The organism is Nitrospira sp. (genome assembly GCA_005116745.1).
Taxonomy (GTDB): domain Bacteria; phylum Nitrospirota; class Nitrospiria; order Nitrospirales; family Nitrospiraceae; genus Nitrospira_D.
The window spans coordinates 315,873-341,656 of record SWDS01000001.1; the positions used below are offsets into that span (position 1 = coordinate 315,873).

Annotated in this window: 19 protein-coding genes and 1 pseudogene; 5 read left to right on the forward strand and 15 right to left on the reverse strand. The window is 55.3% G+C overall.

Features of this window, described 5'->3' with window-relative positions:
* Positions 1-12: 12 nt before the first annotated feature.
* A complete protein-coding gene (locus E8D52_01525; GenBank protein TKB70800.1) occupies positions 13-633 on the forward strand; it encodes a YihA family ribosome biogenesis GTP-binding protein in 621 nt (206 codons plus the stop codon).
* A gap of 202 nt (positions 634-835) precedes the next feature.
* Here the strand turns inward: E8D52_01525 and E8D52_01530 are convergent, their stop codons facing one another.
* The 4 genes from E8D52_01530 to rfaE2 form a co-directional block, all read right to left on the reverse strand.
* Positions 836-1,819 carry a hypothetical protein gene (locus tag E8D52_01530; GenBank protein TKB70801.1) on the reverse strand — a complete coding sequence of 328 codons (984 nt, stop codon included), beginning with the start codon at positions 1,817-1,819 and terminating at the stop codon, positions 836-838.
* 84 nt (positions 1,820-1,903) lie between these two features.
* The gene (locus E8D52_01535; GenBank protein TKB70802.1) at positions 1,904-2,836 is read right to left on the reverse strand and encodes a hypothetical protein; all 933 of its coding nucleotides are present in this window, start codon (positions 2,834-2,836) and stop codon (positions 1,904-1,906) included.
* Positions 2,826-6,272, reverse strand: a complete 3,447-nt coding sequence (gene mfd, locus E8D52_01540) for a transcription-repair coupling factor (protein TKB70803.1) — start codon at positions 6,270-6,272, stop codon at positions 2,826-2,828. Before mfd ends, E8D52_01535 begins: the two co-directional genes overlap by 11 nt.
* Positions 6,273-6,275: 3 nt before the next feature.
* Positions 6,276-6,758 carry a D-glycero-beta-D-manno-heptose 1-phosphate adenylyltransferase gene (gene rfaE2 / locus E8D52_01545; GenBank protein TKB70804.1) on the reverse strand — a complete coding sequence of 161 codons (483 nt, stop codon included), beginning with the start codon at positions 6,756-6,758 and terminating at the stop codon, positions 6,276-6,278.
* A 201-nt stretch (positions 6,759-6,959) separates the two neighbouring features.
* On the opposite strand from rfaE2, the gene E8D52_01550 reads away from it, so the two are divergent.
* A complete protein-coding gene (locus tag E8D52_01550) occupies positions 6,960-10,172 on the forward strand; it encodes a response regulator (protein ID TKB70805.1) in 3,213 nt (1,070 codons plus the stop codon).
* A 27-nt stretch (positions 10,173-10,199) separates the two neighbouring features.
* Here E8D52_01550 and E8D52_01555 read toward each other — a convergent pair whose 3' ends face one another.
* Genes E8D52_01555 through E8D52_01575 form a run of 5 tightly spaced genes read right to left on the reverse strand, consistent with a single transcriptional unit; the run spans position 10,200 to position 13,890 of the window.
* The gene (locus E8D52_01555) at positions 10,200-10,895 is read right to left on the reverse strand and encodes a hypothetical protein (protein ID TKB70806.1); all 696 of its coding nucleotides are present in this window, start codon (positions 10,893-10,895) and stop codon (positions 10,200-10,202) included.
* Positions 10,892-11,890, reverse strand: coding sequence for a hypothetical protein (locus E8D52_01560; GenBank protein TKB70807.1), 999 nt, complete (start codon positions 11,888-11,890; stop codon positions 10,892-10,894). The genes E8D52_01555 and E8D52_01560 overlap by 4 nt, the downstream gene beginning before the upstream one ends.
* The gene (locus tag E8D52_01565) at positions 11,865-12,443 is read right to left on the reverse strand and encodes a D-sedoheptulose 7-phosphate isomerase (protein ID TKB70808.1); all 579 of its coding nucleotides are present in this window, start codon (positions 12,441-12,443) and stop codon (positions 11,865-11,867) included. Before E8D52_01565 ends, E8D52_01560 begins: the two co-directional genes overlap by 26 nt.
* A 53-nt stretch (positions 12,444-12,496) precedes the next feature.
* Positions 12,497-13,435 (reverse strand): paraslipin, encoded by a 939-nt coding sequence (locus E8D52_01570; protein TKB70809.1) that lies wholly within the window; start codon positions 13,433-13,435, stop codon positions 12,497-12,499.
* 26 nt (positions 13,436-13,461) lie between these two features.
* Positions 13,462-13,890, reverse strand: a complete 429-nt coding sequence (locus tag E8D52_01575) for an NfeD family protein (GenBank protein ID TKB70810.1) — start codon at positions 13,888-13,890, stop codon at positions 13,462-13,464.
* A gap of 150 nt (positions 13,891-14,040) precedes the next feature.
* Between E8D52_01575 and E8D52_01580 the strand changes: the two genes are divergently transcribed.
* From E8D52_01580 to E8D52_01590, 3 genes and pseudogenes are all read left to right on the forward strand, one after another.
* Complete coding sequence (locus E8D52_01580) at positions 14,041-15,297, forward strand: TIGR02710 family CRISPR-associated protein (protein ID TKB70811.1); 1,257 nt, start codon at positions 14,041-14,043, stop codon at positions 15,295-15,297.
* Between the two features lie 61 nt (positions 15,298-15,358).
* Positions 15,359-15,772, forward strand: coding sequence for a YbgC/FadM family acyl-CoA thioesterase (locus E8D52_01585; GenBank protein TKB70812.1), 414 nt, complete (start codon positions 15,359-15,361; stop codon positions 15,770-15,772).
* A 197-nt stretch (positions 15,773-15,969) separates the two neighbouring features.
* Positions 15,970-16,561 (forward strand): annotated as a pseudogene (locus tag E8D52_01590) (protogloblin ApPgb).
* Between the two features lie 219 nt (positions 16,562-16,780).
* Here the strand turns inward: E8D52_01590 and E8D52_01595 are convergent.
* The 6 genes from E8D52_01595 to E8D52_01620 form a co-directional block, all read right to left on the reverse strand.
* On the reverse strand, positions 16,781-18,520 hold the full coding sequence (locus E8D52_01595) for a hypothetical protein (protein ID TKB70813.1): 1,740 nt from the start codon (positions 18,518-18,520) through the stop codon (positions 16,781-16,783).
* A gap of 332 nt (positions 18,521-18,852) precedes the next feature.
* Entirely contained in the window at positions 18,853-19,179 is a 327-nt protein-coding gene (locus E8D52_01600) for a hypothetical protein (protein TKB70814.1), read from the reverse strand.
* Between the two features lie 981 nt (positions 19,180-20,160).
* Positions 20,161-20,622, reverse strand: a complete 462-nt coding sequence (locus E8D52_01605) for a hypothetical protein (protein TKB70815.1) — start codon at positions 20,620-20,622, stop codon at positions 20,161-20,163.
* Between the two features lie 273 nt (positions 20,623-20,895).
* Positions 20,896-22,377 carry a hypothetical protein gene (locus E8D52_01610; protein ID TKB70816.1) on the reverse strand — a complete coding sequence of 494 codons (1,482 nt, stop codon included), beginning with the start codon at positions 22,375-22,377 and terminating at the stop codon, positions 20,896-20,898.
* Positions 22,378-22,565: 188 nt separating this feature from the next.
* Complete coding sequence (locus E8D52_01615; GenBank protein TKB70817.1) at positions 22,566-23,657, reverse strand: hypothetical protein; 1,092 nt, start codon at positions 23,655-23,657, stop codon at positions 22,566-22,568.
* 505 nt (positions 23,658-24,162) lie between these two features.
* Positions 24,163-25,185, reverse strand: a complete 1,023-nt coding sequence (locus E8D52_01620; GenBank protein TKB70818.1) for a DUF2278 family protein — start codon at positions 25,183-25,185, stop codon at positions 24,163-24,165.
* Positions 25,186-25,784 lie beyond the last annotated feature (599 nt).

Here is a 25,784-nt window from a genome sequence, read left to right on the forward strand (position 1 = left end):
CAGCCTAACGCTATGAAAATCTTTGCCGCTGAGTTTATCAAAAGTTGTATGTCTCCAGAACAATTTCCTTCCGGCACTCTCCACGAGGTAGCCTTTGTGGGGCGCTCCAATGTGGGCAAATCGTCGTTGATCAATTCGTTGCTCAATCGTCGAGATCTGGCAAAAATCAGCCGGACGCCAGGCAAGACGAGAGCCGTGAATGTGTTTCTCGTCTCGACCTCCGACCCGGATCTTTCGCAATTCCATCTCGTGGACCTGCCCGGCTATGGATTCGCCAAAGTGTCGAAATCGGTCCGTACCCAATGGGGACCGCTGATGGAAGACTATCTTGTCGACCGAGCCTCGCTGCTCACCGTCGTGATGTTGGTGGACAGCCGAGTTGCAACCGACCAGGATTCTCAGACTCTCGCGTGGCTGCGTTCGATCCACCGGAACCCCCTCATCGTTGCGACCAAGGTCGACAAGTTGAAGCCCGGCGAACGGGTTCGTACGCTCAAGCAGACCCATCGGGTCTTAGGACTCGCTGAGGGGGAGATGTTGATTCCGTATTCATCGATAACTGGGGATGGCCGGGATCAGGTGTGGAGAGCCATTCGCGACGTGGCCGGCAGCCTTCGCACGGACCTTGCGTGATCTTGGTTCAGCAGGATGCTGAAAATGCCCACCAGCGTCGTTCTCGCATCGCTCAGAGGCTCAGCGTACCGAAGTGTACGCCTCACATCTTTGCTCGCTACGGCCTTGTTCGCGGAACGGCGCCGGGGCTGGGTGGGTGAGAAGGCTGGCCTTTTTGAGCATCCTGTAGTTGTCTGGGTATCCTACCGAATGAAAACTTCAGCTATCGGTGGGCTGTGCTCGTCTCGTGCTGGAACTTGATCTCGATGTAGGCCTTGTTCTTGAGTTCCACCAGCCAAGACTGATACATGTCCTCGCTCTTCCGCTGATAGACCAGCTCCTGAACTTCTCGCCGGACTTCCTCGAATGGGCGAAACTGTTTCGGTTTTCTGTCATCCATACGGATAATCTGGATTCCCTCAGGGCTCTCGATGATATCGGAGATCCCTCCAGGCACTAAGTGAGCGACGGCTTGCTCGATTGTCGGGATGAGTTCCCCCTGACGGACTAATCCTAATCGTCCACCCTGCAAGGCGTTGGCGCCGTCGGAGTCGCGCATGGCGACATCTTCAAATTTTTCACCTCGTTTCAAGTCGTCCATGGCTCGGCGGGCCTTGGTCAAGGCCTCGGCCAATCCATCGGAGGAGCGGGGTTGAAAGAGGATCTGGCTCAGCTGGTACTCTTCGGGAAGAGCGAATCGATCGCGATATTCTTGGTAGAACCGCTTCAGCTCGGAATCTCCGACGGTAATGTTGCCGCGAATATGCTGGTCGATGACTCGCATGAGGAGGAGCTGGTCACGAACGGTCTGTACGTCATTTGGATTGGTGATGCTGAGGGGACTGCCTTGTCGTTTCATCTGTTCAAGGGCTTGCTTTACTTCCAGATCAGAAACATCAACCTTTTTGGCCTTGGCTTCCTGCAGCTGCAAGCGCCGCTCGATAAGCTTCGTCAAGGCCATATATTCCGCTGTTTTCAACCGCTGGGCCAGATCGCTTCCCTGGTGTTCGCGAGAAAGCCGTTGTTGCTCCGTTTCAAATTCACGCGTCATATCTGACAACATGATCAATTCAGAATTGACGATCGCGACAATGCGATCTTGTAGCCGGGCTTCGGAAAAGGCCGGGGGCCATATCGAGATCATCAACAGGGCGAGTGGGAACACACGTGAAGCCAACCAATCTGAATCGACCGGTATCTGTCTCATGATGCGTTCATCTCAAGGTAGAGAGCTCTGATGCATGATTCTGATTCTACACGAAGCAGCGGGTTCGTGGAAATCGAGTGAGCGCTAACGTTTCCCAGTGTCCTCGGTGATATAGCGGGAGGCTTCAGCGAAGCGAACAGCGGCATTGGCCCGAATGTCGGCGATGACTTCTTCGAATTGTTTACGGCGCTTATCGGCCAGTAATTCTTGCCGAAGCCGTTCCTGCTTCGCTAAATCGGCTTGAATAACAGTCTCGTCAAGCGGGGTCAACATGACGAGGTAGTAGCCCTGGTCAGTCTTAATCGGCGCACTGACGATCCCGAGTTTGAGGGTGTGGAGGACCGCGTCGACTTCGGGGAGGACCAGACCTTTTCGATAGGGTCCGAGCTCGCCGCCCTTGGATCTCGTTTTTTCGTCGATCGAGTAGCGCTGCGCAAACTTGGCAAAATTACCGCCTCGATTTACCTGTGCTTCAAGGTCTTTGGCGGCATATACATTGGGGAGAAGCATCGCCGAGACATTGGCCTTCAAGGGATCCAAAAGTTGGCTGGCGTGTTTTTCGTAGTAGGCGTCGAGTTCGGCCTGGGTGAGCTCGACCTTCGATTGGAGCTTGTCTTTCAATAGCTCGTCGAGAACCAACTGCTCTTTATACCGTTGTGTCTTGTCTCGAATCGTATCGTCTTGATCAAGCCCCCGGCGGCGAGCTTCCTGCATCAACAGCTCTCGGGTGATAAGTTCATCCAGGAACCGTTGCTTACCCCCCTCCTTCTCGTAGCGGGAGCGTGTGGCCTTGGAAAGCTCGCCCCAGCGTAGATCGAATTCGGTTTGGGTGATGGCGCGCCCATTCACCAGGGCAACAACCGGTTCTTCCTGTCGCTCGGCACACCCCACCATCACCGGCCCCAAACCGGCTAAGAGGCTGGCAAACAGCCCAGGGAGACAATACGTCCTACAGAAGATTAGCAACCGGAAGGGCATCATACGTCGAGGTACATGTGGATCTCGATTACGAGACATTCGTATCCCTCTGGATGGTCTTGGTATCACAGAGATCGAGGCTTTGCAAGATTGCGTTGAGTTCCGAAAAAAGCGAGGGCCAGTCGCTCTGACGCATCTGAATCTCAAAAGCGAGGGGGCTCAGGAACTGCAGCCGCTTCTTCAGCTGGTCCATCAAGCGGTGGACGGAGTGCTCAGGGATGATGGCCTTCGGGTGAAACACAACTTTGGTCGTCTGGTCGTGTACTTCGATCGAGGCCAGGCGCAGGCGTTTGGCGTGGGTCCGGAGTTGCATGACTTCAAGCAGTCGTTCGACTGGTTCCGGAGGGGGACCATAACGGTCCTGAATTTCCCCATGCAGCAGGGCCAGCTCGCCGATTTGACCACAAGCGGTCAGCCGTTTATAGAGGGACAGGCGGTGGTGCGGGTCGGTGACATAGTGCTCCGGAATAAACGCTGAAACTGGGAACTGCAGCGTCGGGTCAGGGTCCTCCTCGATCACATGTCCCTTCAACCGCTGAACCGCCTGCTCTACCATTTGCATGTAGAGATCCAACCCGATCGCGGCGATATGACCAGACTGCTGCTTGCCCAGAAGGTTGCCGGCTCCTCGGATCTCCATGTCCGCTGCAGCGATGCGGAACCCGGATCCAAGCTCCGTGAACTGTTGAATCGCGATCAATCGCTTCTGGGCATCGCCGGTCAGTGTCCCTTCATCGGGAATAAGGAAGTAGGCGTAGGCTTGCTCTCCACCCCGTCCGACTCGTCCGCGTAACTGGTACAACTGTGCGAGGCCGAACAGATCAGCTCGATTGACGATAATGGTGTTGGCGTTGGGGACATCGAGTCCGGACTGGATGATGGCCGACGCGATCAGGACATCCGCCTCGCGCTTCACGAATTTCAGCATCACCGCTTCCAGCGGCCTCGCATCCATCTGGCCGTGGGCCATCACCATCCGGGCTTCGGGAACCAATTGGTGCAGCCATGCCCCAATTCGCTCCATAGTTTCGACCCGATTGTGGACAAAATAGATCTGTCCTCCACGCCCGAGTTCCCGCAAGATCGCGTCTCGTACGGCCTTCTCGCTGAACCGGACCACCTCCGTCTTAATCGCCAATCGTCCGGCCGGCGGGGTATCGATGATCGAGAGATCTCGCACGCTCGACATCGCCATTTGGAGGGTACGTGGAATGGGGGTGGCGGTTAACGTCAGCACGTCGATCTGGGTGCGCAGTTGCTTCAGCCGCTCCTTATGCTTGACGCCGAACCATTGCTCTTCGTCGATGATCACGAGGCCGAGTTGCCGGAACACCACGTCTTTCTGCAGCAGACGGTGAGTGCCGATCACGACATCGACGGTTCCCGCGCCGACATCCTTCAGGGTCGCCTTCGTCTCCTTGGACGATTGAAACCGTGAGAGCAGCGCGACGCGCATTGGAAAGGGCGCGAATCGTTCGGAAAAGTTCTCATAGTGTTGATGGGCCAGGAGCGTCGTCGGGACCAGCACTGCCACTTGGCGGTCATGTTCCACAGCCTTGAAGGCTGCGCGCATGGCGACTTCGGTCTTTCCGTAACCGACGTCCCCGCAGACCAGCCGATCCATGGGCTTGGTCGACTCCATGTCGCGGCCGATGTCCCCGATGGCCCTGAGCTGATCCGCTGTTTCTTCGTACTCAAAGGCGGCTTCGAATTCGTGGTACAGGGTCGTGGTCGTACCATACGCATTCCGTTTCACCAGTTCGCGGCTTGCGTAGAGATCGATCAATTCTTGGGCCATTTCCTCGATATTTTTCTTCACCCGCGCCGTGGTCTTGGCCCAACTGGTACCACCCAGGCGATCCAGTCGAGGGACATGGCCTTCGGCCCCGCCGTACCGTTGCACCTGATTCAATCGGTCGAGCGGAACATAGAGGGTATCTCCACCGGAGAACTCGAGAATCAGGAAGTCACTCTCAAAATCCTGGACCGACAGGCGCTTGAGTCCTCGATATTTGGCGATGCCGTGCTGAACGTGTACGACGTAATCGCCCACGCTCAGATCCTCCAGCGAAGAGAGGAAGGTTGCGGTTCTGCTTTTCGGCTGTGGTTTATGGCGGGCACCCTTCGCAAAGAGCTCTTCTTCTGTCAGCAGCGCGAGCCGAAGGTCTCCAGAGAGAAACCCCGCCGACAGATCGCCGTGCAGGACATAAAACGGGAGCTTTCCGGTCCTCTGGCTCGACCAGGCCGTTGGGTTCCATGGGTCGGCAGGTAAATCGTGCTCTCGGAGTAAGGCAAGCAAGCGATCAACCTGCCCGCGGCTTCGGGCCACCAAGACGACCCGATGTTCGTTCCGGAGTCCTTCTAACAGGCCCAGTGTCTGACTGAAGGCGGTACCCCTGATTCCGAGTCCAATGCTGCCTGGCGCTTGGGCGGAGAACGAAAACGTCTGATCCCAGGTCGAGTCCGGCGCCGTGAGAGGCTCAAGAGCCAACATGGGCCAGGGCGCGATCCGCTGTTGGATGCCCTCCCAGGTGAGAAAGAGTCGTTCGGGTGAGGGATATGGCTGTGTCGCATCCCGGTCGACATGGTGGAGATATCCGTCGTCGATCTTTTCCCAGGCCGTCTCACAGGCCTTCTTCAGGGCCTCTGGTTGATCGAGCGCGAGGAACGGAGCGGTAGTGAGATAGTCGAACAGTGTGTCCATGGAATCGTACAAGTCAGGGCTTCGCCACTCAGCATCTGCTTCGATGGGTACAATTGCTTCCGGGTCCTGTGGAGGTCGAACGAACTCCCGCGCAGGCAACACCCAGCCCTCGTTTAATTTTGCGATGGAGGTCTGGGTCGAGGAGTCGAACAGGCGAATGGATTCGACATGATCTCCGAGAAACTCCACGCGGACCGGATTAACGTATGCGGTCGAGAAGACATCAATGATGCCGCCACGGACGCTGAATTCTCCAGGAATTTCCACGACGGACACTCGTCGGTATCCCAGGCGAAGGAGGTTGGTGATCAGCGATTCCCGTTCGAAGGCGGCACCCGTTTGGAAGTGAAAGATTGCTTGCTCAAATGTCGAGCGTGGAATCACACGATGCATGGCAGCGGCGACGGAGGTGACGAGAATGGTGGGTGGGTTGATAAGCAGGCGATGGAGTGTCGTCATCCGGTGTGCAATCAACCCGACATGCGGCGCCGTTGCTTCATAGGGAAGCGTTTCCCATTCCGGGAACCAGGCGAGGTCCTCGACCGGACGACCCATGAGTCCATAGAAGAAGCACAAGTCATTGAACATTCGTTCGGCGGACTCGTCGCTCGCGGTCACAACGACCCATGGGCTGCCGCGATGGAGTAGCGTCAGGGCGCAGGCTGATGTCGGCCCGTGCGCTCCGAGAAGGCAGACACGTGCCTTCTCGTGGTCGAGTGCCAAACGAAGCGGAGCAAGCCAGGCTGTAGGTTGGACGGTGGCGTCAGACACGTATCACGTCGCGGTTGACCGTATGCGTTGAAGAAGACCGGTGGTGGAGAGACCGGGAACCAGCGGGATCGTCTTGACGACACCTCCACGAGCTTCAACCAATTCGCGGCCGATGATCTGGTCAATCATCCAATCCCCTCCCTTGACCAGGACATCCGGTTGGACGGCTGCGATAAGCTGGCGAGGGTCAGATTCGTCAAAAATGACTACGAAATCCACACAGCCTAAGGCTGCCAGCACCTCAGCCCGTTGTGCCTCCGGCACGATCGGTCGGTCGGGTGCCTTGTCCAGCGTACGAACCGAGACATCACTATTCACCCCGACGACCAGGATATCGCCCAGTGCCTTGGTTGCCTGTAGATACCGGGTATGCCCGATGTGCATCAGGTCGAAACAGCCGTTTGTGAACACGATCCGTTTTCCCTTTGTCCGTTCACCGGAAAGCACGGAGAGGAGTTGATTGCGAGACACTACTTTGGTGATCATGGCCCCATCATACCGTGCAGATCGTGCTGTCGGCTACATGGAAAGAGGATTGGGCTGGACGGTGTCTGCCGTCTAGGTTTTCTGACGTGACGCACACGATGTTTCAGCAGAATCCTGGTGTTGCCGGACAAGTTGCCACATAATGGATCGGTACAGCACATAACGGACTGGAAGGCCTGGTAAGAGACCTGGCCTGGCGTCATGGGTGTGCCTGGAGCGTGGGTGATGATGGTGGATGGCGTGAGCATGGTCTGGATCATTGCAGCGGCCAATGTTTTGCTGATCGCTTCCTTAATCTTTTTCCTTATACAGACATCCTGGCGAGCGCGGACTGATCGGGTCTTCGCGGAGGCCGAAAGAATCCGATTTCAGGAAAATGAGCAGCGACTCCGGAGTATGTTGGAAGCTGAACCCCATGGGATATTGGTCATCGGGCTCGACTACCGGGTGCTTCAACTCAATCCTGCGGGCTGTCTCCTCTTCGATGCGGGATTTCCAGAAGAGATCGTGGGGACAGATATTCGAACGTATATCCAGACGAACGATTGTCTACAGATCGAAGAAATGCATAAGGCGGCTGGGGAAGGCCGGGAAACCTGTGGAAAGGGGCGGTTCGTCGGACTAGCGGGGCAGGTCCGGTGGGTCGAGATCACATTCGTCCCACTTCCAGCCAGTGATGGCACGGTGCATGCGGTCCTCAGTGTCGTCCGGGATGTGACAGAGCAACGGAGCGCCGATCGTCGGCAAGCTCTCCAGCATGCAGTGGCCAAAGTGCTCGCAGGTGCCTCGACGGTCGAGCAAGCGGTCCCCGACCTCCTCCAGGCTCTTGTCGTGAATCTCGATTGGCATGTCGGTCTGTTCTGGCGGGTGCAAGACGACCGGCGAACCATTGTCTGCACGCAGGACTGGGCGGTTGATACTACGATGGTGCAGGAGTTCATGAGAAGAAGGCGGCAGGAGGTCTACGCGGCCGGGGCTGATCTGCCGGGGCACTGTTGGGCCCGTGGGGAGCCGCTGTGGGTAGCGGACATCGCGAGAGACCCTCTCTTGACGCGTGGGCCTGTCGAAGCGATGGGAATGCTGCACGCGGCCTGTGCGTTTCCTATCTGGCTGAGGGCTCACGTCTACGGCGTCATCGAGCTCTTCAGCAGCGAGCCTCAGGCCAAGGATTGGGATTTACTGAGGTCTTTGGGCACGGTCGGAAGACAGATCGGCCTGTTCGTCGAACGAACGGAAGTGGAAGCGGCACTGCATGAGAACGAAGCCCGTACCAGCTTGATTATTGATACGGCTCTCGACGCTGTGATGACGATGGATCGTACAGGCCGGATTACCGAGTGGAATGCCCAGGCTGAGCAGGTATTTGGCTGGTCTGCACATGAGGTGATCGGGCGTAATGTTGCCGACACGATCTTTCCACCGTCCCAATGCCTCAGCTATCGCGCATATGTTCAGCGGCTTCTTGAACCCCAGGACTCGCTCCTCTCAAACCGGCTGGTCGAAATGATCGGGCTTAGACGCGACGGTCGTGAATTTCCAGTTGAAATCGCCATGACGCCGCTAGCCCTCGAGGGGGCCGTCATCTTCAGTGCATTTATCCGAGACATCACGAGCCGGAAAGAAGCGGAGCACGCACAGAAGAATTATGCCCGACAGTTGGAGCATGTCAATCAGCAGCTGGATGCTGCCTTGCGAGAGGCCAAAGCCGCCACCGAGGCCAAGTCGGCGTTCCTGGCGACCATGAGCCACGAAATCCGGACACCGATGAACGGTGTGATCGGCATGACAGATCTATTGCTTGATACGAACCTGACTGACGAGCAGAGGGAGTCCGCTGAAATCGTTCGGACCTGCGGCCATCATTTGTTAACGATCATCAACGACATTCTCGATTTCTCCAAGATTGAAGCAGGGAAACTGGATTTAGAGACGATTGAATTTGATCTTCGTCTTGCCATCGACGAGTCGTTGGATCTTGTGGCTGAACGTGCGTCATCCAAAGGGCTCAATCTGGCCTGTCTCTTCCACGCCGATGTGCCGCGCAATCTGTGTGGTGATCCGGGTCGCCTCCGGCAGGTGGTGATGAACTTAACGGCGAACGCCATCAAGTTTACCGAACGCGGCGATGTGGTGGTGGAAGTGACGGTTGAGGCTCAATCGACGGAGGATGCGAGGATTCGCGTTGCCGTCACAGACACCGGCATCGGAATTTCTGAGCAAGCCCAAGAACGGCTGTTTCGGTCGTTCAGCCAGGCCGATGGGTCGACGACGAGGAAATATGGTGGGACCGGTCTCGGTCTTGCGATTTCCAAACGTCTTGTCGAGATGATGGGAGGAACGATTGGGGTGATGAGCCGAGTTGGGGAGGGGAGCTGTTTCTGGTTCACGATGAATTTGGACAAGCAGCCTGATGGCTCCCGCAGTGCCGATCCCGCTGCCGCTGTGTTGGCAGGTCTCCGCATCTTGATTGTGGATGATAAGGCCATCAATCGAAGGATCTTGGAGCTGATGACGAAGAAATGGGGCATGCAACCGACACTCATCCACAGCGGCTCCGAGGCGTTGGATGTTTTGAGCGGTCGGCACGGGCAACCACGGTTCAATCTGGCGCTCTTGGATGTGGATATGAGTCCGACGGATGGGATTGAATTGGCACGTGCGATACAGGCACAGGCTGAAGGAGGCGAGACCAAACTTGTGCTGCTCACGTCGTTCGGTCGACGGGGAGATGCGAAGACGGCCAAAGAAGCGGGACTCGCAGCCTACCTGACCAAGCCGATTCGTGAACGGCAGTTACATGATTGTCTCGTCGCGGTCCTCGCGCAGCGCCCCGGCAGCTCAGGTCAGTCGACCACGAGAGATTCGCCGCCACTCATTACTCGGCACACCCTTGCTGAGACCCAGGCCAAGGTGGATCTCCGTATTCTTCTGGCCGAGGATAACATCATCAATCAAAAAGTAGCCGTTCGCCTCTTCCAGCGGTTGGGGTATCGAATCGATGTCGTGGCCAACGGGCGTGAGGCCGTCGAGGCGGTATCACGCATACGCTATGATGTGGTGTTCATGGATTGCCAGATGCCAGACATGGATGGCTTCGAAGCGACAAGCCTCATTCGCGAATATGAGGCGGCCGGAACTGTTTCGAGTTGCGATTTTCAGGTCTCAGGCTCAAGCTCGGAACCTGCCGGCCTCCAACCAGAAACTCGTTGCCCGGAACGTGAAACTTCCCGGCGGGTGCTGATTATTGCCATGACGGCAAACGCCATGCAGGGAGACCGTGAACAGTGTCTGGCTGCGGGAATGGACGACTATCTCTCCAAACCTATTTCGGTAGACGCACTGGCTGGCGTCCTGCACCGAGTGAATCAGGAACAGGGACGGTTCGGACCCGATAAAAGCCGAGAAGCCGCATAGCTCACATTTTCCTATCCGCGCCCCCTCTCAGGTCAACTCAAGCATCAATTGCTCTGGCGCTTTGGCTTGCGTAGTCGGTCCGGCTGACCTGGGTGATGGGGTTAAGGCATGAGTTGGGTAGGGCGTGGGACGATCCTCGATCAGTTGAGTTGGCGACAGGAGTTCCTGCAAGGCGCCGTGACAGAATCCGCAGTGATGGCGCTTTGGCTGGATCGTTCTTCGGTGCCGTCGATAGAGTCGCCCGCAGTCTTGGCATCGCCAGGCGAATTTCGTTAAGGCCAGTACTTCCTTCTCTAGCGTGTGGTACGTCGTTACGGCGACTGTTCCTGTTCGATTCATGTGCGCCATCTTCCGCAAAAACTCCAGGCCATGATCAGGCCGACGTTTCAATACATCGAATTGCCATTGATGAATCATTTCATGAGCCAAGGTGTTGAGCAGCTCCTGTTCCGCGTAGGGTGTCCGTGCGGTGAGCTGTTCAAAGAGCGGGAGAGACAGGCGAATTTCTCGACGGCTGTGAGTCAGGGTGAGGGGGGAGAAGGTCTTTGGCCCTTCGCGACAGGCAAACATCCCAACCGAGGAGGTCAGGCGCTGACTCCAGACGATCTCGATCGGCTTCAGTGAACCGGCAAAGTACTGTGTGTTCAAGTGCTGCCAACGAGCCTGTAGCCATTCTGAAGAAAGGAGTACCGACAGGCTCGGGGCGGACGAGGATGGACTCATCCTAATTCCTCCAGCACAGCCGCCGCGAGTAACGGCAGCATGATCTCGTGGTGGCCAGTCAAGGAATAGCCCTGACCGCCCTTTTGCGTGGGGCGCCGCACGACGTTGGTCTGCGGTCGGTAATGGGAGAGAAAGTCCATATTCACGGTCGTAATGTTGGCGATCGGATGGCCGAGGTTTCTCCCTAATGACAGTGTTTTGAGAAAGACCTCTGGCAAAATCACCGCCGAGCCGACGTTCAGGTAGACGCCCCCTTCCATCCCAGCGACGACAGCGGTCAAACGCCTGAAGTCCAGGAGAGACGTGGCTCCGATGGCTGCGCCGTCCGCCGAAGGGTGCATGTGGATAATGTCGGTTCCGACCGCGACATGCACGGTCACCGGAATGCCGAGTGTCGCGCCTGTGGCGAGAATACTGACGGCTCGATTCGGGAATTGATCGGCTGTGTGGTTCATGTAGCGCCCGATGGCTTCACCCAGCCCCTGACCGTCTTTCGCGCCACGCGTGATGGCGTCATTCAGAATCCGGCCCGTTTCTTCCGCCATGCCAAACCGGCCATTGTCGATCTCGGCATCGACTTCTTCGGAGGTATGGCCCATGAGGGCTAATTCGAAGTCGTGAATAATTCCTGCCCCGTTCATGGCCACTGCCGTGATAATGCCTCGTTCCATCAAGTCCGTGATGATCGGGGACAGCCCCACCTTGATGACATGGGCGCCGATCCCGAGGATGACGGGGCGGCGCCTTCGATGCGCCTTCACGATGGCCTGGGTGACGGCCCGCAGTGTTGTGACCGCGAGGATGTTTGGAAGACGGGACGAGAAGGTTGAGAAAGTCCCTCCGCGTTTCCATGGCGCGGCCAAGTCTGAAAGCCGAACCTTGCTGTGTCGTTTTTTGAGCGGATAGGTCTTGAGGTCAGACGCGTTGATCGGAGGGATCAAGGCGGGCGGCCGAGTTAAGGGAGTCCGATCAGGACGCTTTCCCAAGGAGATGATCCTCTACTAGTTCGCACAGGACGTGGCCGAGCGTGATGTGACTTTCTTGAATCCGAGACGTGACCGTAGATGGAACGATGAAAGGGTAATCGACCAACGCGGCCAGCTTTCCGCCATTGGCGCCTGTCCAGGCGATCGTAGTCAGGCCACCGTCGCGGGCCGCCGCGACACCTTTCAGCACGTTTGGAGAATTCCCGCTGGTGCTGATGCCAATCGCAATGTCCCCTTTTCGGCCATGCGCGCGCACCTGGCGGGCAAAGAGTTCTTCGTACCCATAGTCATTCGCAATGCAGGTAATGGCGGCAATGTCCGTCGCTAAGGCAATTGCGGGCAACGGCATGCGGTCGGCCTTGTACCGTCCGACGAACTCCGCCGCAATGTGGGCCGCATCGGTGGCGCTGCCACCGTTGCCGAACAACAAGACTTTATAGCCGTCGCGAAAGGCCGCTGCGAGCAGCTGTGCGACTTGGACGATCTGGTCGGCATATTCACACGCGAACTTCTGTTTCACGCTTGCGCTATCGGTAAACGCCGCCAAGACTGAATCCTTCATGGGCGCGATTCTAGGCGAGGTCATTGATCCTGTCAAACGGAACGGGTGTTCCGTTACGACTTCGCGAGAGGTGAAATCCCAGGTTGTCTCATGGCATTCATCGCCAGTGCGATCATTGAGCCGACATCGGACACGCTTGCCGGCAGGATCAGGGTATTGGTCGTTTTCGCCAACTCTCCGAACTTGGTGATGTACTGCTCCGCGACGCGGAGCTGAACGGCCTCTTGCCCTCCGGGAACCTGAATTGTTTCAGCGACTCTTCGGAGACCCTCTGCCGTGGCCTGTGCAATGGCGAGAATGGCAGATGCGGCGCCCTCGGCTTCATTGATCTGTTGCTGCTTCTTGGCTTCCGATGCCTTGATCACTTGTTGTTTTTCACCTTCCGCCTGGTTGATCGCGGCATCACGTTCGCCTTCTGAGGTCAAAATCAATGCGCGCTTCTCACGTTCCGCACGCATCTGTTTCTCCATCGCGTTCAGGACATCCTTCGGCGGGGTGATGTTTTTGATTTCGTAGCGGAGGACTTTGACGCCCCAAGGCTCCGATGCTTTATCCAATTCGTTGACCACCTGAGCATTGATCGTGGTTCGGGCTTCGAATGTCTTGTCCAGTTCGATTTTTCCGATCTCACTTCTCAGCGCCGTCTGGGCCAATTGCGTGAGCGCAAACTGATAGTCGCTGATTCCGTAGGATGCGCGTTCCGGATTCAGGACCCGCATATACAGGATTCCATCGACATGTACCTGAACGTTGTCGCGCGTAATGCAGACTTGCTCAGGAATATCGACGGCGCTTTCCTTCAGCATGTGCCTGTATCGGATCACGTCGATGAACGGCACCAAGATGTGGAATCCCGCATCCAGCGTCGAACCGTATTTACCTAAGCGCTCCACGACATAGGCGCTCTGTTGAGGGACGACGACCGCCGTCTTCGCGATGACGATTAGCACGATGACTGACAGGACGATGACGACTAACGTTCCGCCTTCCATGCCCTCACCTCGTTGATTTACGCCCGTTATTCTGGTTGGACCCAGAGCATCAAACCATCCACCTTGGTGACTGTTGCGCGTTGACCTGACGAAAGGAGAACGGTTCCGACATTCCTCGCGCTCCATGTGGAACCACGCAACTCGGCTTTTCCGGTGTGTCCGGGCTGGAGTTCGTCAAGAAGGATCGCCGTCTCTCCGATCATGGTGTCCATCGCTTGCGGGGGATGCCGTTGTGTCAGGTGAATCAATGGCCCGCGTAACAGCAGCAACGAGAGGATCGCCACAATGGAGAACAACAGCCACTGGAGCCAGTCGGCTGTGATGACATCCAGACCGGTCAGGGCACCGACCATCACGGCGGCGATGCCGAAGAACAAGAGGTAAAACCCTCCGGGAGACGCCATCTCTGCGCCGACCAAGGCCAGGCCCAGAAACATCCAATACCACCAGATCATCGAACAGCCCTCGTTGTGTGCGGTAAGATGGTGTGAGGAAATGGTGATGCTGGAAAAGTCTAAGCCCGATTCCTCAGCCCGTCAAGCGGCGTGCCGTGTGGCATCCGTGAATTGATCACGCACTCACGGCGATGATATAGTCCGCGCGCGATGGCACAAGACCAACCCATCAAGACGCTCGTGGTCGCATTGGTTGATGATGCGGCGGCGGCAGTCTATTCGATCAACAGGCTCAATCCGGAGGCCCTGTGTTTCGTGTTGCCTGAAGGAAGTAAGGCTTTGGTGGAATCGGACATACAGCCGAAGATCCAGCAGATGCCGAGGCGGTGGGATTGGATCGTGCTGGCAGACGTGATGGAGTTCCCCTCTCTCTATCAGACGATGGCCCGGTCGTTACCAGATCTCTTGCGGACTTGGGAAGTACAGCCGGGGGAGCTGGTCGTGGATCTGAGTGGAGCCACCCCGGCGATGGCGGGTGCGCTTACCTTGGTGGCGCTCCCATGGACTTCTCGGGTGGTCGAGCTGGCTCGGGCGCGAGACGGTCAGGAGGGCGATCGGGTCGAGTTGGGTCCCAAGACGCTCGTCTGGACCCAGAGTAATCCGTGGGATGAGCAAGCCACTGTGTCACGTCGGGAAGGGTGCGAGTTATTTAACCGGGGTCTCTTTCGCGCCGCCGCCAAACTCTTCCATGGCGTAGAATTGCGAGTGAGTGGCGGGCACAAGCCGCTCCATCGTGCCTTCACCGATTTGGCCGAGGGCTACGAGTCATGGGAACGGTTTCAGTACCGGCAAGCGTGGGACAAGTTGAGAACGGCGACAAAGGCTCTGGAGATGGCGTCGCTGTGGGGCGGACCGGCTGGATTGATTGCGATCCTACCTCATCTGAAGGCCAACGCGAGTTTCCTTGAGAAGCTGGTGCTGGACCCTGCGGAGGTCAAAGAATACCTTGCGCTGGACCTGTTGGCGTATGTGGGCAGGCATCTCCATGTCGGCCATGACCCCGAAGGGGCGATGACAGCGCTCGTTCGTGCGCTGGAGGCGTTCGCGCAAGTCCGGCTCTATAAGGCGCACAAGATCAAGAGTTGGGATGTGTCGCCGGGACAGCTCCCGCAAGCGCTTCAAGAGACCTGCCGAACCTGTTATCTCGAAGACATTGATGGTAAGTACAAGCTGCCGCTCCAAGCGCAGTTTCGTGTGTTGGCCGGACTGGGCGATCAATTGGGCCAAGCCTTTCTCAAGGAATGGCCGAAGATGAAGCCGTTACTGGATGCCGCGAACCATGCGGTACTGGGACACGGCTTCGAGCCTATCAAAGCGGAGCGCGTGCAGCAGCTGTACGATGTCGTCATTCGACTCACCGGCGTCGCGGCGTCGTCGCTGCCGAAGTTTCCTGTCTTGAACCTATGAGCTTTCAGTGGCGCGTTGTCAGATATTGGATCTGAGGCCGACTGCTGAGAGCTGGTCACTCATGGACATTCGCGTCTACTACGAAGACACCGACTGCGGCGGGGTCGTCTACTACGCCAATTACCTGAAATATTTTGAACGAGCCCGGACCCACTACTTCGAAGATCGAGGGCTGTCGGTGGCAGGGCTCATGGCCGAAGGAACGGTGTTTGTCGTCGTGCATGCGGAGGTGCATTATCGGTCGCCTGCCCGCTATGGCGAAACGTTGGTGATCGAGACGGTCGTTCCCGAGATGACGGCTGCGTCGATTACCTTCGCTCATGTGGTCAAGAATGCAGTCAGTGGGCGTGTCGTGGTCGAAGGGTCGGCCAAACTAGCGGCGACGGACGGCAATGGCAAGGTGAAGCGCCTGGATAAGGCAACTGTCTCTGCGATACAGTCGGAGGGGTATTCTGCTGAGAGACGTCATGTGTAATGTGCAGTGCGTGGAGCCGGCGGCCGTTCGTTGTTTCCCATAAGGGACGAACGACGGTTCATACACTGCGCCCTGTCCCACAATCGTCCAATAACCAGCGCAGCGCCTGGATCTAGAGTTGCTCTCAGCCAGCGCGTTGTCGCCATGCCCTGCGTTGTGAGAGCGGCCATCGCAACAAGACGAAATGAGTGTCCCTTATGAGCCAGCAGATTTCTGGATATACCTACGGCACTTCGGCGGTCACGAAGTCGCCGGTGAGCCTTGCTGATTTCGGATTGATGCAGAAGAGCGCCGTTATTCGGCGAGGAGGACTTCACCACATCGTGCGAGAGACGTAAATACTTCACGGACCAGGTCGAAGCCATTTTGGACGTGTGGTACGGCTTTGTCGGATCCCAGCCACATCTACTCCAATCGTTCCTCGGTAAAAGTGACGGCAAGCCGCTCGGCGATTATTTGGGTGGGGTGCGCAAGCGATTCGGCCAGTGGATTCTCGACACGGCTCGTGCGGAGTACGACCAGAAGTGGCTCGATTATCAACCTGAGATCGGCTTGCGTCATCATCGCACGAAGAAGAACCAGACGGACGGCGCGGCGTCAGCAGCGATCGTGCCGTTTCGCGATCTCTTCGCGCTCATTTTCCCAGTGACTGTTACAGTGAAGCCCTTTCTTGCGAAGAAGGGGCACTCGGCCGAGGATGTTGAGAAGATGTATGCGGCATGGGTCAAGTCCTGTCTGCTCCAGATCACGCTCTGGAGCCACCCCTACGTCAAAGCCGGCGATTTCTAAATCGGGCATTGAGTCGAATTCGGGGATATTGCATCGAGACCGAGTCTGCACTCGGTGCGATCTGGGATGTCCCCGTTTTCTTTTCCACGGCCATGCACAGCACGATGTTCTCCTGCTGTCGATCACAGGTCTCGCTTGCTGCGGAGATCTTCATTGGGAGGAGTCTTCAGGATCTCCTCCTGTCAGCGAACAGGAGGAGACAGGAGTAGATTCACCCTGTTAGCGATGGGTTACTGTTTGAGTGGAGAAGCCCTGGAGTTTCTTCCCGACCTGCGCCTTCGTGTCACCCACAGTGCCACCTGACTCTGACCACTGCGTAATCACGATTTCTATTCGTCGATTCTTACTCCGGCCTTTTTCCGTGTCATTGGCCGCGATCGGGTTGCTATCGGCGTACCCCATGGCTTTGACGCGGTCGGCCTCAAGCCCTCCGTTGATCAATATTTGAATGGCATGTTCCGCCCTGGTCCGGGAGAGCTCGATATTATTCCGAAAGCCCTTCCGAGGGTCGCTCCGGAGCGGCGCGTTGTCCGTATGGCCGGCAACCTCGATGTTCTGGTAGCGGAATCCGTGCAGGACAGCTCCGATCCGCTCGAGCAACGAAGTGCCTCCGAGGGTCACCGCAGCATCACCGGTGGGGAACAATTCGGTGGTTGCAAACGCGAGGGTCAATTTATTGCCTCGTTGCCTCAACGTTGCACTGCCCTTCTTGAGTTCGGGCTGTAAGAGGCTGGCGAGACTCTCGCTCATCTTCCCGAGGTCGCTACTTGATAAGGATTCTGTGTCATCTGCAACCGCGGGGAGGGAGGCAGGGGAGGATGGGAGGAGGTTCGTCACGGCTAGGTTCTGATCGAGGGATTGCAGCGGAATCGTGTTTTTATCGGCACCGCTGTCCTCTTGGGCAGGAACAGGCTCGGCTTGCTTGGACGCATTGCGTTCGAGGTCTGTCAACAATTGCTTGGTGCGTGCGAGTTCCGTGTCTCTTGCCATGAGTTGAGGATTGAGATCCGCCAGCTTTTGCGTGACTTGTTTGAGGTCGTCCTTGAGCTGCGCTAGTTCTTGCTCTTTCCGCGCTGTCTGCTGTTCAACTTCGGTTGCACGGCGTTTGGTTTGGGCCAGTTCCTGTTCTTTCCCCGCCATCTGTAGTTCGACTTCAGTGAGGCGACGCTTGGCCTGCGCCAGATCTTGGTCTTTCCCCGATGCCGTCAGTTGCTCTGCTTCGGCTGGGCGGCGTCTGGCCTGTGCCAGTTCCTGCTCTTTCCGCGCCGTCTGCTGTTCGGCGTCGGCAAAGCGACGTTTGGCCTGCGCCAGCTCTTGCTCCTTCCCTGCCATCTGTAGTTCGACTTCGGCAATTCGGCGTTTAGTCTGTGTCAGTTCCTGTTCTTTTCCTGCTATCTGTTGTTCGGTGTCGGCTGCACGGCGTTTGGCCTGGGCCAGCTCCTGTTCTTTCCCTGCCATCTGTAGTTCAACTTCAGTGAGGCGACGCTTGGCCTGCGCCAGGTCCTGCTCTTTCTTTGCTGTCTGTTGTTCGGCGTCGGCTGCGCGGCGTTTGGCCTGCGTCAATTCTTGCCCTTTCCCTGTCGTCAGCTGTAGTTCGACTTCGGAGACTCGACGTTTGGCCTGGTTGATCTCCTCAGTTTGTGACGCAAGATCCTCTCGAAGCTTCTTAGAGTTCTCGTAGGCATTGGATTGCAGGGCGGTGATCTCATTATCTTTGGCATGGAGTTGGATAACTAACTCACCGATCCGTCGCTTGGCATTCTCCAGATTGCCGGCAGCGAGTTGTCGCTCGAGCTCATCGATTCTTTGCCTGGCCTGCTGAAGATTGGTTCTCGTCACGCTCAATTCATCTTGCGGCGACTGGCCGGCTGCATCTCCAACGGCCAGAGAAAACGGCACAACTCCGCAGAACATGGCGAGGGATAGAAGCGTGAAGGCCGATAATGTTTTGATGATCATGTTTCACCCACAAGCTGCTAAGGTGCAGTGACCATAAATGAAGTCGCGCTTCATCAACGAATTTCACTAGACTGATGTGTTCATGAAATCCGTTCACGAGGCACAGGCGGAAGCGCCTGTGTTGAACTCTCAATCGATGTTGGCGCTTCCCCTCTCCGTAAATGAGGAAACGAAGAAAGAATCCTATCGTCTTCCTGATTCACTTTGCAACGGGGCTGTGAAGCCCTTCACCTAATGTGATGCCTGCTCGTCCATCATCTGTGGGCTGTTGCTATATCAGTAGGCAAGCTCGGACACAGCGGCGAACTGAGTGAGACGAGTCGCTGCCGGCATTACTCCATTGGGTAAAGCGGATCTTTGCTCGTAGGCCGTTTCACTCGTTCGATGACACTTCCCGAGCACCGATAGGCTTCCTGATTCAAGAATGGGAAAATAAGCATGAGCCAGCTCGATTCCACTTGCACGTCGTCGGGTATCAATCGTACGCTCCTTTCGCGCGCGGTCAGCTTCAGATTGAGCAGACAGCCTTCTTGCGTGTACCCGCCCGCAGTTACCCGTGCGGATCGATCCGATCCTCCTGCAGCCTTATCAGTGTGGGAAGCGCACCCCGCTAGAAACATTGAAGTGACGACAGTAAGCGTTGCGTAAACGCGTTTCATAACTACCTCAAGAAATCTATAAATACCGACCGGATTGGTGATTGCAGTGAACCTCAAATCATGAGCTGCGGATTGCTTGGTGAGAGCGCATACTCATCGCCACAAAGGTTTGCGCGTACAGATCACAGGATCGGCTAGATTGTCGGAGAAATACACGAAGGGTGTCAAGAAACGAGCAGAGAGGTCCGAATTTGAAGGCGATGTATCAGACATCCCATGGAGGGTGAAAGGTCAGAGCAAGCCTTCACGCCGTGGTCCCCACCTTTTGTGGATAACCTTGTGAACAAGTCTGTTTCTTTGTCGGACTATGCTTCAATGACATGTCTATTCATCAAACTGCCCACTTTTTAGGCGTATGTACCCTCTTGGAATAGCCACCACTAATAGTGGCTCATGCGTATGCTTTGCGATGTTTTCGCGCATTCCTAGCAATGTGTATTCCGTGGCCATAAGCAAGCCATTCGGGAGTCACTGATCAGATCGACTCGTGCATCGCTATCCACAGCCATGAGAATTTCCTGTGGATCATAGATGAATTGCTGCGTCTGGAGCGCTCTATCTGATCTGTCAAGAGACGGTCTGAACAGAACGCCGTCTCGTTGGGGAAGAAGGTAGAGCCAAATGGCTGGGAGCCGCACTACTTTTTTCGATACACATTGAGCCCGATCTTCTCTTGTCGATCCGGAATGGTCACGTTCCCTTCCGTCGAGGCAATGATGATGGTCTTGCCTGTTGAAGAGGGACCGAATTCCTTTGAAAGGTCCACTCTAATCGTCAACACAGACCCTTCGACGCTCATCTCAACATTTTTCATGATCGTACCCTTTCAGTTGCACAAATGGTAGTTCCTTGGTTTTGAACATCGATCCCCCATGACCCATTCACGGGATTAACCGCTGGCTGCGCCAAGGCCGAGCCCGGAATCAGGTTCTGCATGTGGCTCGATTTGAGAATCGACCGTTTCCTCACAAGATCAGGGGGCTAGCGAGCCAAGGTCGTGCTAGAGAGCTGCTTGGCGATGTTAGGTAAATGTTTTTGGGCATCGGCACCTTGAAAGCTAAAGGTCAGCACAAAACCCGAACACTGAGTGTACCCGGTGCCGCCAGGGCCTTTGCCGTTTCGAAAGTCACCGATGACCATCTCCCCTCCTGTACAAACCGGGAAGGCCGATCGCTTGAACTCCGGGTTCTGCAAGGAGATGTCGATGATCTGTTTGGTCTCTGTCACGGTTTCGCTTTGGAGGTCGATGTGCACGTACATTGACAGCACCTGACCGTTGGGCCATTGCCATGCACACCCTTCACCCGTTCCCATTCGAGACTGGACCGCAGCCAACTTTGGGGATGAGAGCAGGCTACAGACTTGAGCGGCCATAGGGCTTTCGGCCTGGACAGATGATGCCCAGAGTATTCCACCGATGGCGATGAAGTGTCTCAGCTTCAAGTTGTTTTTCCTTTGAAGAGCAACACCTGCGACAATGAACAGACGGACGAATTGTAGTCCCGGCGATTTGACGATTCAATGGTCTGTTCCTCGGCCCATGAAATAGCAGATCGCAAGACGCAACTATACCGCAGTACTTTTTGATTACTCCTCGACGATTCGTTGGATTTTGAATTCAAAGAAAAGCAGTGATACACGATACAAGACCCGACCACAGATGAGCCTCCAAGGGGCGTCAGGTAGAAGTAAACAGTGGTGCAATCGCCGTAGGGATCAGAAGCGAGAAGTAATTTTCTTTACTTGCCATGTATGATCTTTCTCATTCAGGGTGGCACATAAAATTGTTTTCCCGTCGGTGCGGACATTCACCAAACCATAGATGAGACCAGTGACGATTTGTGTTCGATCGAGTCGTCTTTTGACGGTAGTCGGTCTGAGATCTCCGGCTTTCGTTGTTTGCGCTTCTATTTTGATCGTGTCCAGTTGGGTCGCCTCGATGGTTGTCGTTTCACCGTCCCTCGTGATGGTTACTTTCCTCGGCTTGCCGAGAGCAATACTTTGAGCGAGTTCCGTCGAATAAACCAGAGGAGTCACGATTTGATCTTGAGAGATCTCCAAATGGCCTGTCGTGGCGCTTGCCGCAACGATACCAGGGCGTGGATGGTCATGGCCTTCATTGTCGCCGGAGGAAATCACGGTCACAGCCGGTCGCATGGCACTCAAGAATTCGTACGACACATCATCGCTGCCGTGGTGGCAGGCCTTGGCAACATCGCATAAGAACTCCATCCGATTGCCAGCGTAGTCTTCTAATAGAGAGCGTTGACTGTCGGTATTGAGATCGCCTGTCAGGAGGATTCTCGATCGGCCATAATCGAGTCGCAGGAGAAGACTATTGCCGTTCGTATTCTTACTTGCGGACGAACCGAAGTTGTGGAGCGAAGGTTTACCCCTAATCGTCGTTTCGAACGGAGCCAGGATACGAATCGCCACATCACCGTTGCTTCCATCAAATCCGGGAAGGTACCGATTAACCTGGCTTAACCTCTGGATCGGAGTTGCGGTCCCGGCGATGGTTTTTGCCTTGGTGACGTGCTTCATGAAGTCCGCCCATTCGCCTTGCAGTTTTGGCTCCGCATCATTCTTCAGCGCCGCCACGACTTGTGCCCGTTTGTCCATCAGTTGAGTCAAGAACTTCTTGTCGTCCGTTGTTGGTCCTAACCACCGCTTATGAGTGGTAGGATTGACCCACCAGCCGACGCCCGCGTGATAGAACGCATCGACTAGGATTTCATCCGTATCCAGTTCCGTACTCTGCGACGTATCGAGCAGATCTGACAGGCCGCCATAATGGTCCGCATCGTTATGCGAGGCAATCATCGCATCGAGGTGGATCTGGTTGAGACCGTAATCCTTGGCGAATTTCCAATCAACGAAGTCGGCCGCATTCTTGCCCGTCGGTTGCTTGGTGCGATCGAATCCTCCATCGAGCATGATGTGACGGTTATCGGGGGTGCGGATCAAGACACCATCTCCCTGGCCGACATCAATGAAGTACACTTCCAAGAGGGATTCGTCGCCGATCGCATCAGAATCTACGAATCCGGTCTTTCCGCGAGTGCGCACCTTTGTGCGAGACCCGGCAACACTCAGCACCGCGAGGTGATCCCCCCACAGAAGTTCCAGTAATTTCTTGTTGCCAGTAGCAGCCTCAAACAGCGGTGTTGTATCCGTCGAGACATATTGAATAGCCATAGGGATTACTCCATTCCAGTCAGTTGTTGACGAATGCTTTTAAGTAGATGTTAAAACTCATGGACTCTTCGGAATTCGGTTCTGATAAGTGGATCTAGGCATCCACTGGGCTTTAGGCTTCATGTGGACCGCTGTGTATCATCGTGTGTCCAAACAGTTCCTGTCGGTAGATCAGATCAGCCAAGGTTTCACGCTTGCCTCGTGGCTCGAAACTCTCTCTGCGCTTCGAGTTTTTTACTCAATTCTGAGCGGAGCCCCAACATTTTGTTCAACAAGCCAAGCCAAAACGCGCTTCCTAAGCTCACGAGGATCCATGTGACAAAGATTCCGGAGGTCAATTCAGCTCTCTTGCAATGCTCAAAGAATGGGATGGGTCTGTCGACTATCGGAATTTTACAAGCCAATTCCTTTGGCGTATTCTCGCCAAACAACCCCTTCACCTCACCAAGCTGCATCATGTCATTCGCAGCCTTTTTCAGTGCTTGACCACTTTGTTCGCACGGGTCCTTAACATCCGGGCTAGTCTTGCCATCTCGACATTTTTGAAACTCGTCATAAGCCTTTTGAAGCGATGGGAGATTGGTTTCGGTTGCCGTCGCTAGTTTAGCGCTAAGGATTTGGTCTTTGTTTAAACGATCAAATAAATCGATTGAGTCCACCGGCCAATTAATCAAGAGCAGGGGTAAGGTGAGAAGGATGCCAAGAAATTTCCCGAATGCGCTGACATCTTCAGTAGCGCGATCCAATACGTCATCAAACCGGGCGAATATCTTTGATGCGAGCTCAGGTACTATTTTCTGCATGGCTTTCGTGCGCCACAGGTGAGCCGGGAGCGTCGGGTCCTTGGTTTCCTCCGCAAGAATCGCTTCTTCAAGTTCCTGCAATTTACTCTTGGCTCCAGTTTCATCGGCAAAGCCTAACTTGGTGGCCAGCTCGTTATCAGAGACCGCTTTGCGCAAGAGGAGCAGCACGAACTCTTCGCGACCTATGTGTTTTGGCGCCCCTGCCAGGAAATATGAGCTGAGTTTATTTAGTGCTCCCCCAAATTTCTTTCCAAAGATCGAACTCCCTTTATTGAGAAGCGCATCCACATTCTGCTTCGCAAACGCTTTTTCAAAGCCAATTTCCTCTAGCATGCTTGCAAGCCCATTGCCGACAGCTCTGCCTTTCGTTTTGAATATGAGCACCCATGTTTGGGCGGCAAAAGTCGTCACGATAGATAACAGCAGCATGACCAGTGAGAAGCCTATTAGGACGTTCAGATAGTGCAAGATATTCATGGACCTACTCCGTTAAGTTACGGTGAGGGGCGGTACCCATCTTCACCTATTCGCGGATTCACCCAGCGGTACAAAATTTTGGCGCCAGACTCACCTATTCGCCTTGTTCAGTGGCTTCCAGAAAGACTTCCGGTACGTTGTCTTGTTGGGAGCTAAAGCATTTCTTGCGCCACACGCATCTCAAGGGAGAAGGCCTGACATTTCGACGACCTCGGCGATGTGTTTAAGCGTTGAACAGCCTGTGTCTGTATCTAAAGAGATTCTGTGATGGATCGGATTGGATACAACCGATGTTGGAGGAAATGGTTGGTGATTTATGCTGGTCAACGGGGTGAGGCCTGATCAGCTAGCAGTGTTGTCAACACATCGTGGATGTTGTGCCTCTGAAATCACTATACTAATCCGCTTGTTTGAGCTTGCTGCTTGTTGAAGGGTGCGAGGTTGTGTGGTGTTGCGTTCGTGGTTCGACGGCCTCACCACGAACGCAATTCTCTGTGATGCTCGACTAGAACACGATCGTCCATCCTTCTTGTTTCGCCTGCTGGGCGGTATACGAAACACCGTCCACCTTTAAGCCCTTGTTGTTCAGCAGGGTAATAATCCCACCCTTGTTTCCCAATTGAACGGTCTGGGGAAGCGTGACGACGAACGTGGCACCGTGGTTGATGACGCCGGAGAGGGTGTGGGTCTTCTTGAGCCGATCGGCAATCTTCCATCCAGTCAGATCAATCGATTCCGGTGATGCATTAAGCAACGTGACCGTTTCTTGTTCCGGCGCTGGCCCGATCGGATTCACTAGCGCACCGACGATCCGAACGAGATGATCGGGTTCCGTTGGACTTGGCTGTGGTCCGGGGCCAGGATTCGGTACGTCGGGACTGGCATGACCGGTGCGGTCGTCGGTGTGCCAGGCTTGGGATTGGAACGCCAAGAAGACCCCGACCCATTGACGGGAACCTGGAAAGGCAAACAGCAAGCCTCCATCCTGCCAAACGCCGTCGTCACTCTTAAAACGTGGAGTATTCCCCTGATTCATATGAATGTCGTGAATGCCGTTGCCCGGGGTGAAGCCAAATATTTTGTCGGGCACACCTTCCTCCGGTCCCCAGCGTTCTCCAAACGCATAGATCAACGCATCCGGTTCAGTAATCGCGCGAGCCACATAGTGCTCAATCTGATCACTCAAATCATTGTTCGGACCAGGGAGATTTGGTGGCAGGAGCCGCATGTCAAGACGATTGAACAGATTGCCACGAATGAAATCGAGTGCCTGTCCTCCGGGTTGACTTCGCAAGGGTGTGAATCCAATGGGGAACTCCGGTAGAGACGCCGTGATTGAGTGCTGGAAATCGTCATCGACTAAGAACAGTAGTTCGGATGGGCTGAGTTGGGATTTCACATTCACCGCAATCCGGTACTGGACGTCACCCGCTGCCATATGAATCTGGAAATGGGGAGAACTGGCCTCGGTTTCTCGCTTGCCCCCAATGGCTTTGCCTTTGAGCACTCCGTATTTTTTTAATGGCATCCGTTACCTCCGTCGTTGTGTCGGGCAGGGTTGATGTAGAAATGATCTCGTTCCGTTGTCCATATCGGACAGATGAGCGTGTATAGTCTGAAACCTGTGAGAATGTTCAGGTGGATATCCGCCACGTAAGTCAGTATCCACGCCAGACGCCATCGTGAGAACCTACTTTGTATTGGATGGCTAAAGCATTTCTTGCGCCATGTGCAGCTTAAGCAAAAAGCCTAGTATTGCAACGGCCTCGGCGAGGTGTTTCGGAGTTGGACAACCTGTGCCTGTATCTAAATGGATTCCACGGTGGATCGGATTGGATACAGAAGGTGGTAGAGGACATGCTGCGGATTTATTCTGGTCAACTGAATATGGATGGTTCAGCAAGCCAAAATTTCATGGTAATCAGGTGACGAGTCATAAAAACCTTGGGTTGAACATGTGCTGGTTGGATGAGATAGCTCGGAGTCGGACAGACGAGATTGAAGTGAGAGGGTAATGTCGGCACTGAAGGAAGGATGAGTGGCGGTACGGCGAGTCAATGCGTAGGCCAGACCACTAGTGTCCGGTTAAAAATCAAACAGAATCATTTGGTTATGGGGTGGTGGTGC

Bases quoted from the DNA above. Each gene is read 5' to 3' on its own strand.
- E8D52_01525 (TKB70800.1), top strand. From the start codon at position 13: ATGAAAATCTTTGCCGCTGAGTTTATCAAAAGTTGTATGTCTCCAGAA.
- E8D52_01530 (TKB70801.1), bottom strand. From the start codon at position 1,819: ATGAGACAGATACCGGTCGATTCAGATTGGTTGGCTTCACGTGTGTTC.
- E8D52_01535 (TKB70802.1), bottom strand. From the start codon at position 2,836: ATGTCTCGTAATCGAGATCCACATGTACCTCGACGTATGATGCCCTTC.
- rfaE2 (TKB70804.1), bottom strand. From the start codon at position 6,758: ATGATCACCAAAGTAGTGTCTCGCAATCAACTCCTCTCCGTGCTTTCC.
- E8D52_01550 (TKB70805.1), top strand. From the start codon at position 6,960: ATGGGTGTGCCTGGAGCGTGGGTGATGATGGTGGATGGCGTGAGCATG.
- E8D52_01555 (TKB70806.1), bottom strand. From the start codon at position 10,895: ATGAGTCCATCCTCGTCCGCCCCGAGCCTGTCGGTACTCCTTTCTTCA.
- E8D52_01565 (TKB70808.1), bottom strand. From the start codon at position 12,443: ATGAAGGATTCAGTCTTGGCGGCGTTTACCGATAGCGCAAGCGTGAAA.
- E8D52_01570 (TKB70809.1), bottom strand. From the start codon at position 13,435: ATGGAAGGCGGAACGTTAGTCGTCATCGTCCTGTCAGTCATCGTGCTA.
- E8D52_01575 (TKB70810.1), bottom strand. From the start codon at position 13,890: ATGATCTGGTGGTATTGGATGTTTCTGGGCCTGGCCTTGGTCGGCGCA.
- E8D52_01580 (TKB70811.1), top strand. From the start codon at position 14,041: ATGGCACAAGACCAACCCATCAAGACGCTCGTGGTCGCATTGGTTGAT.
- E8D52_01585 (TKB70812.1), top strand. From the start codon at position 15,359: ATGGACATTCGCGTCTACTACGAAGACACCGACTGCGGCGGGGTCGTC.
- E8D52_01595 (TKB70813.1), bottom strand. From the start codon at position 18,520: ATGATCATCAAAACATTATCGGCCTTCACGCTTCTATCCCTCGCCATG.
- E8D52_01600 (TKB70814.1), bottom strand. From the start codon at position 19,179: ATGAAACGCGTTTACGCAACGCTTACTGTCGTCACTTCAATGTTTCTA.
- E8D52_01610 (TKB70816.1), bottom strand. From the start codon at position 22,377: ATGGCTATTCAATATGTCTCGACGGATACAACACCGCTGTTTGAGGCT.
- E8D52_01615 (TKB70817.1), bottom strand. From the start codon at position 23,657: ATGAATATCTTGCACTATCTGAACGTCCTAATAGGCTTCTCACTGGTC.
- E8D52_01620 (TKB70818.1), bottom strand. From the start codon at position 25,185: ATGCCATTAAAAAAATACGGAGTGCTCAAAGGCAAAGCCATTGGGGGC.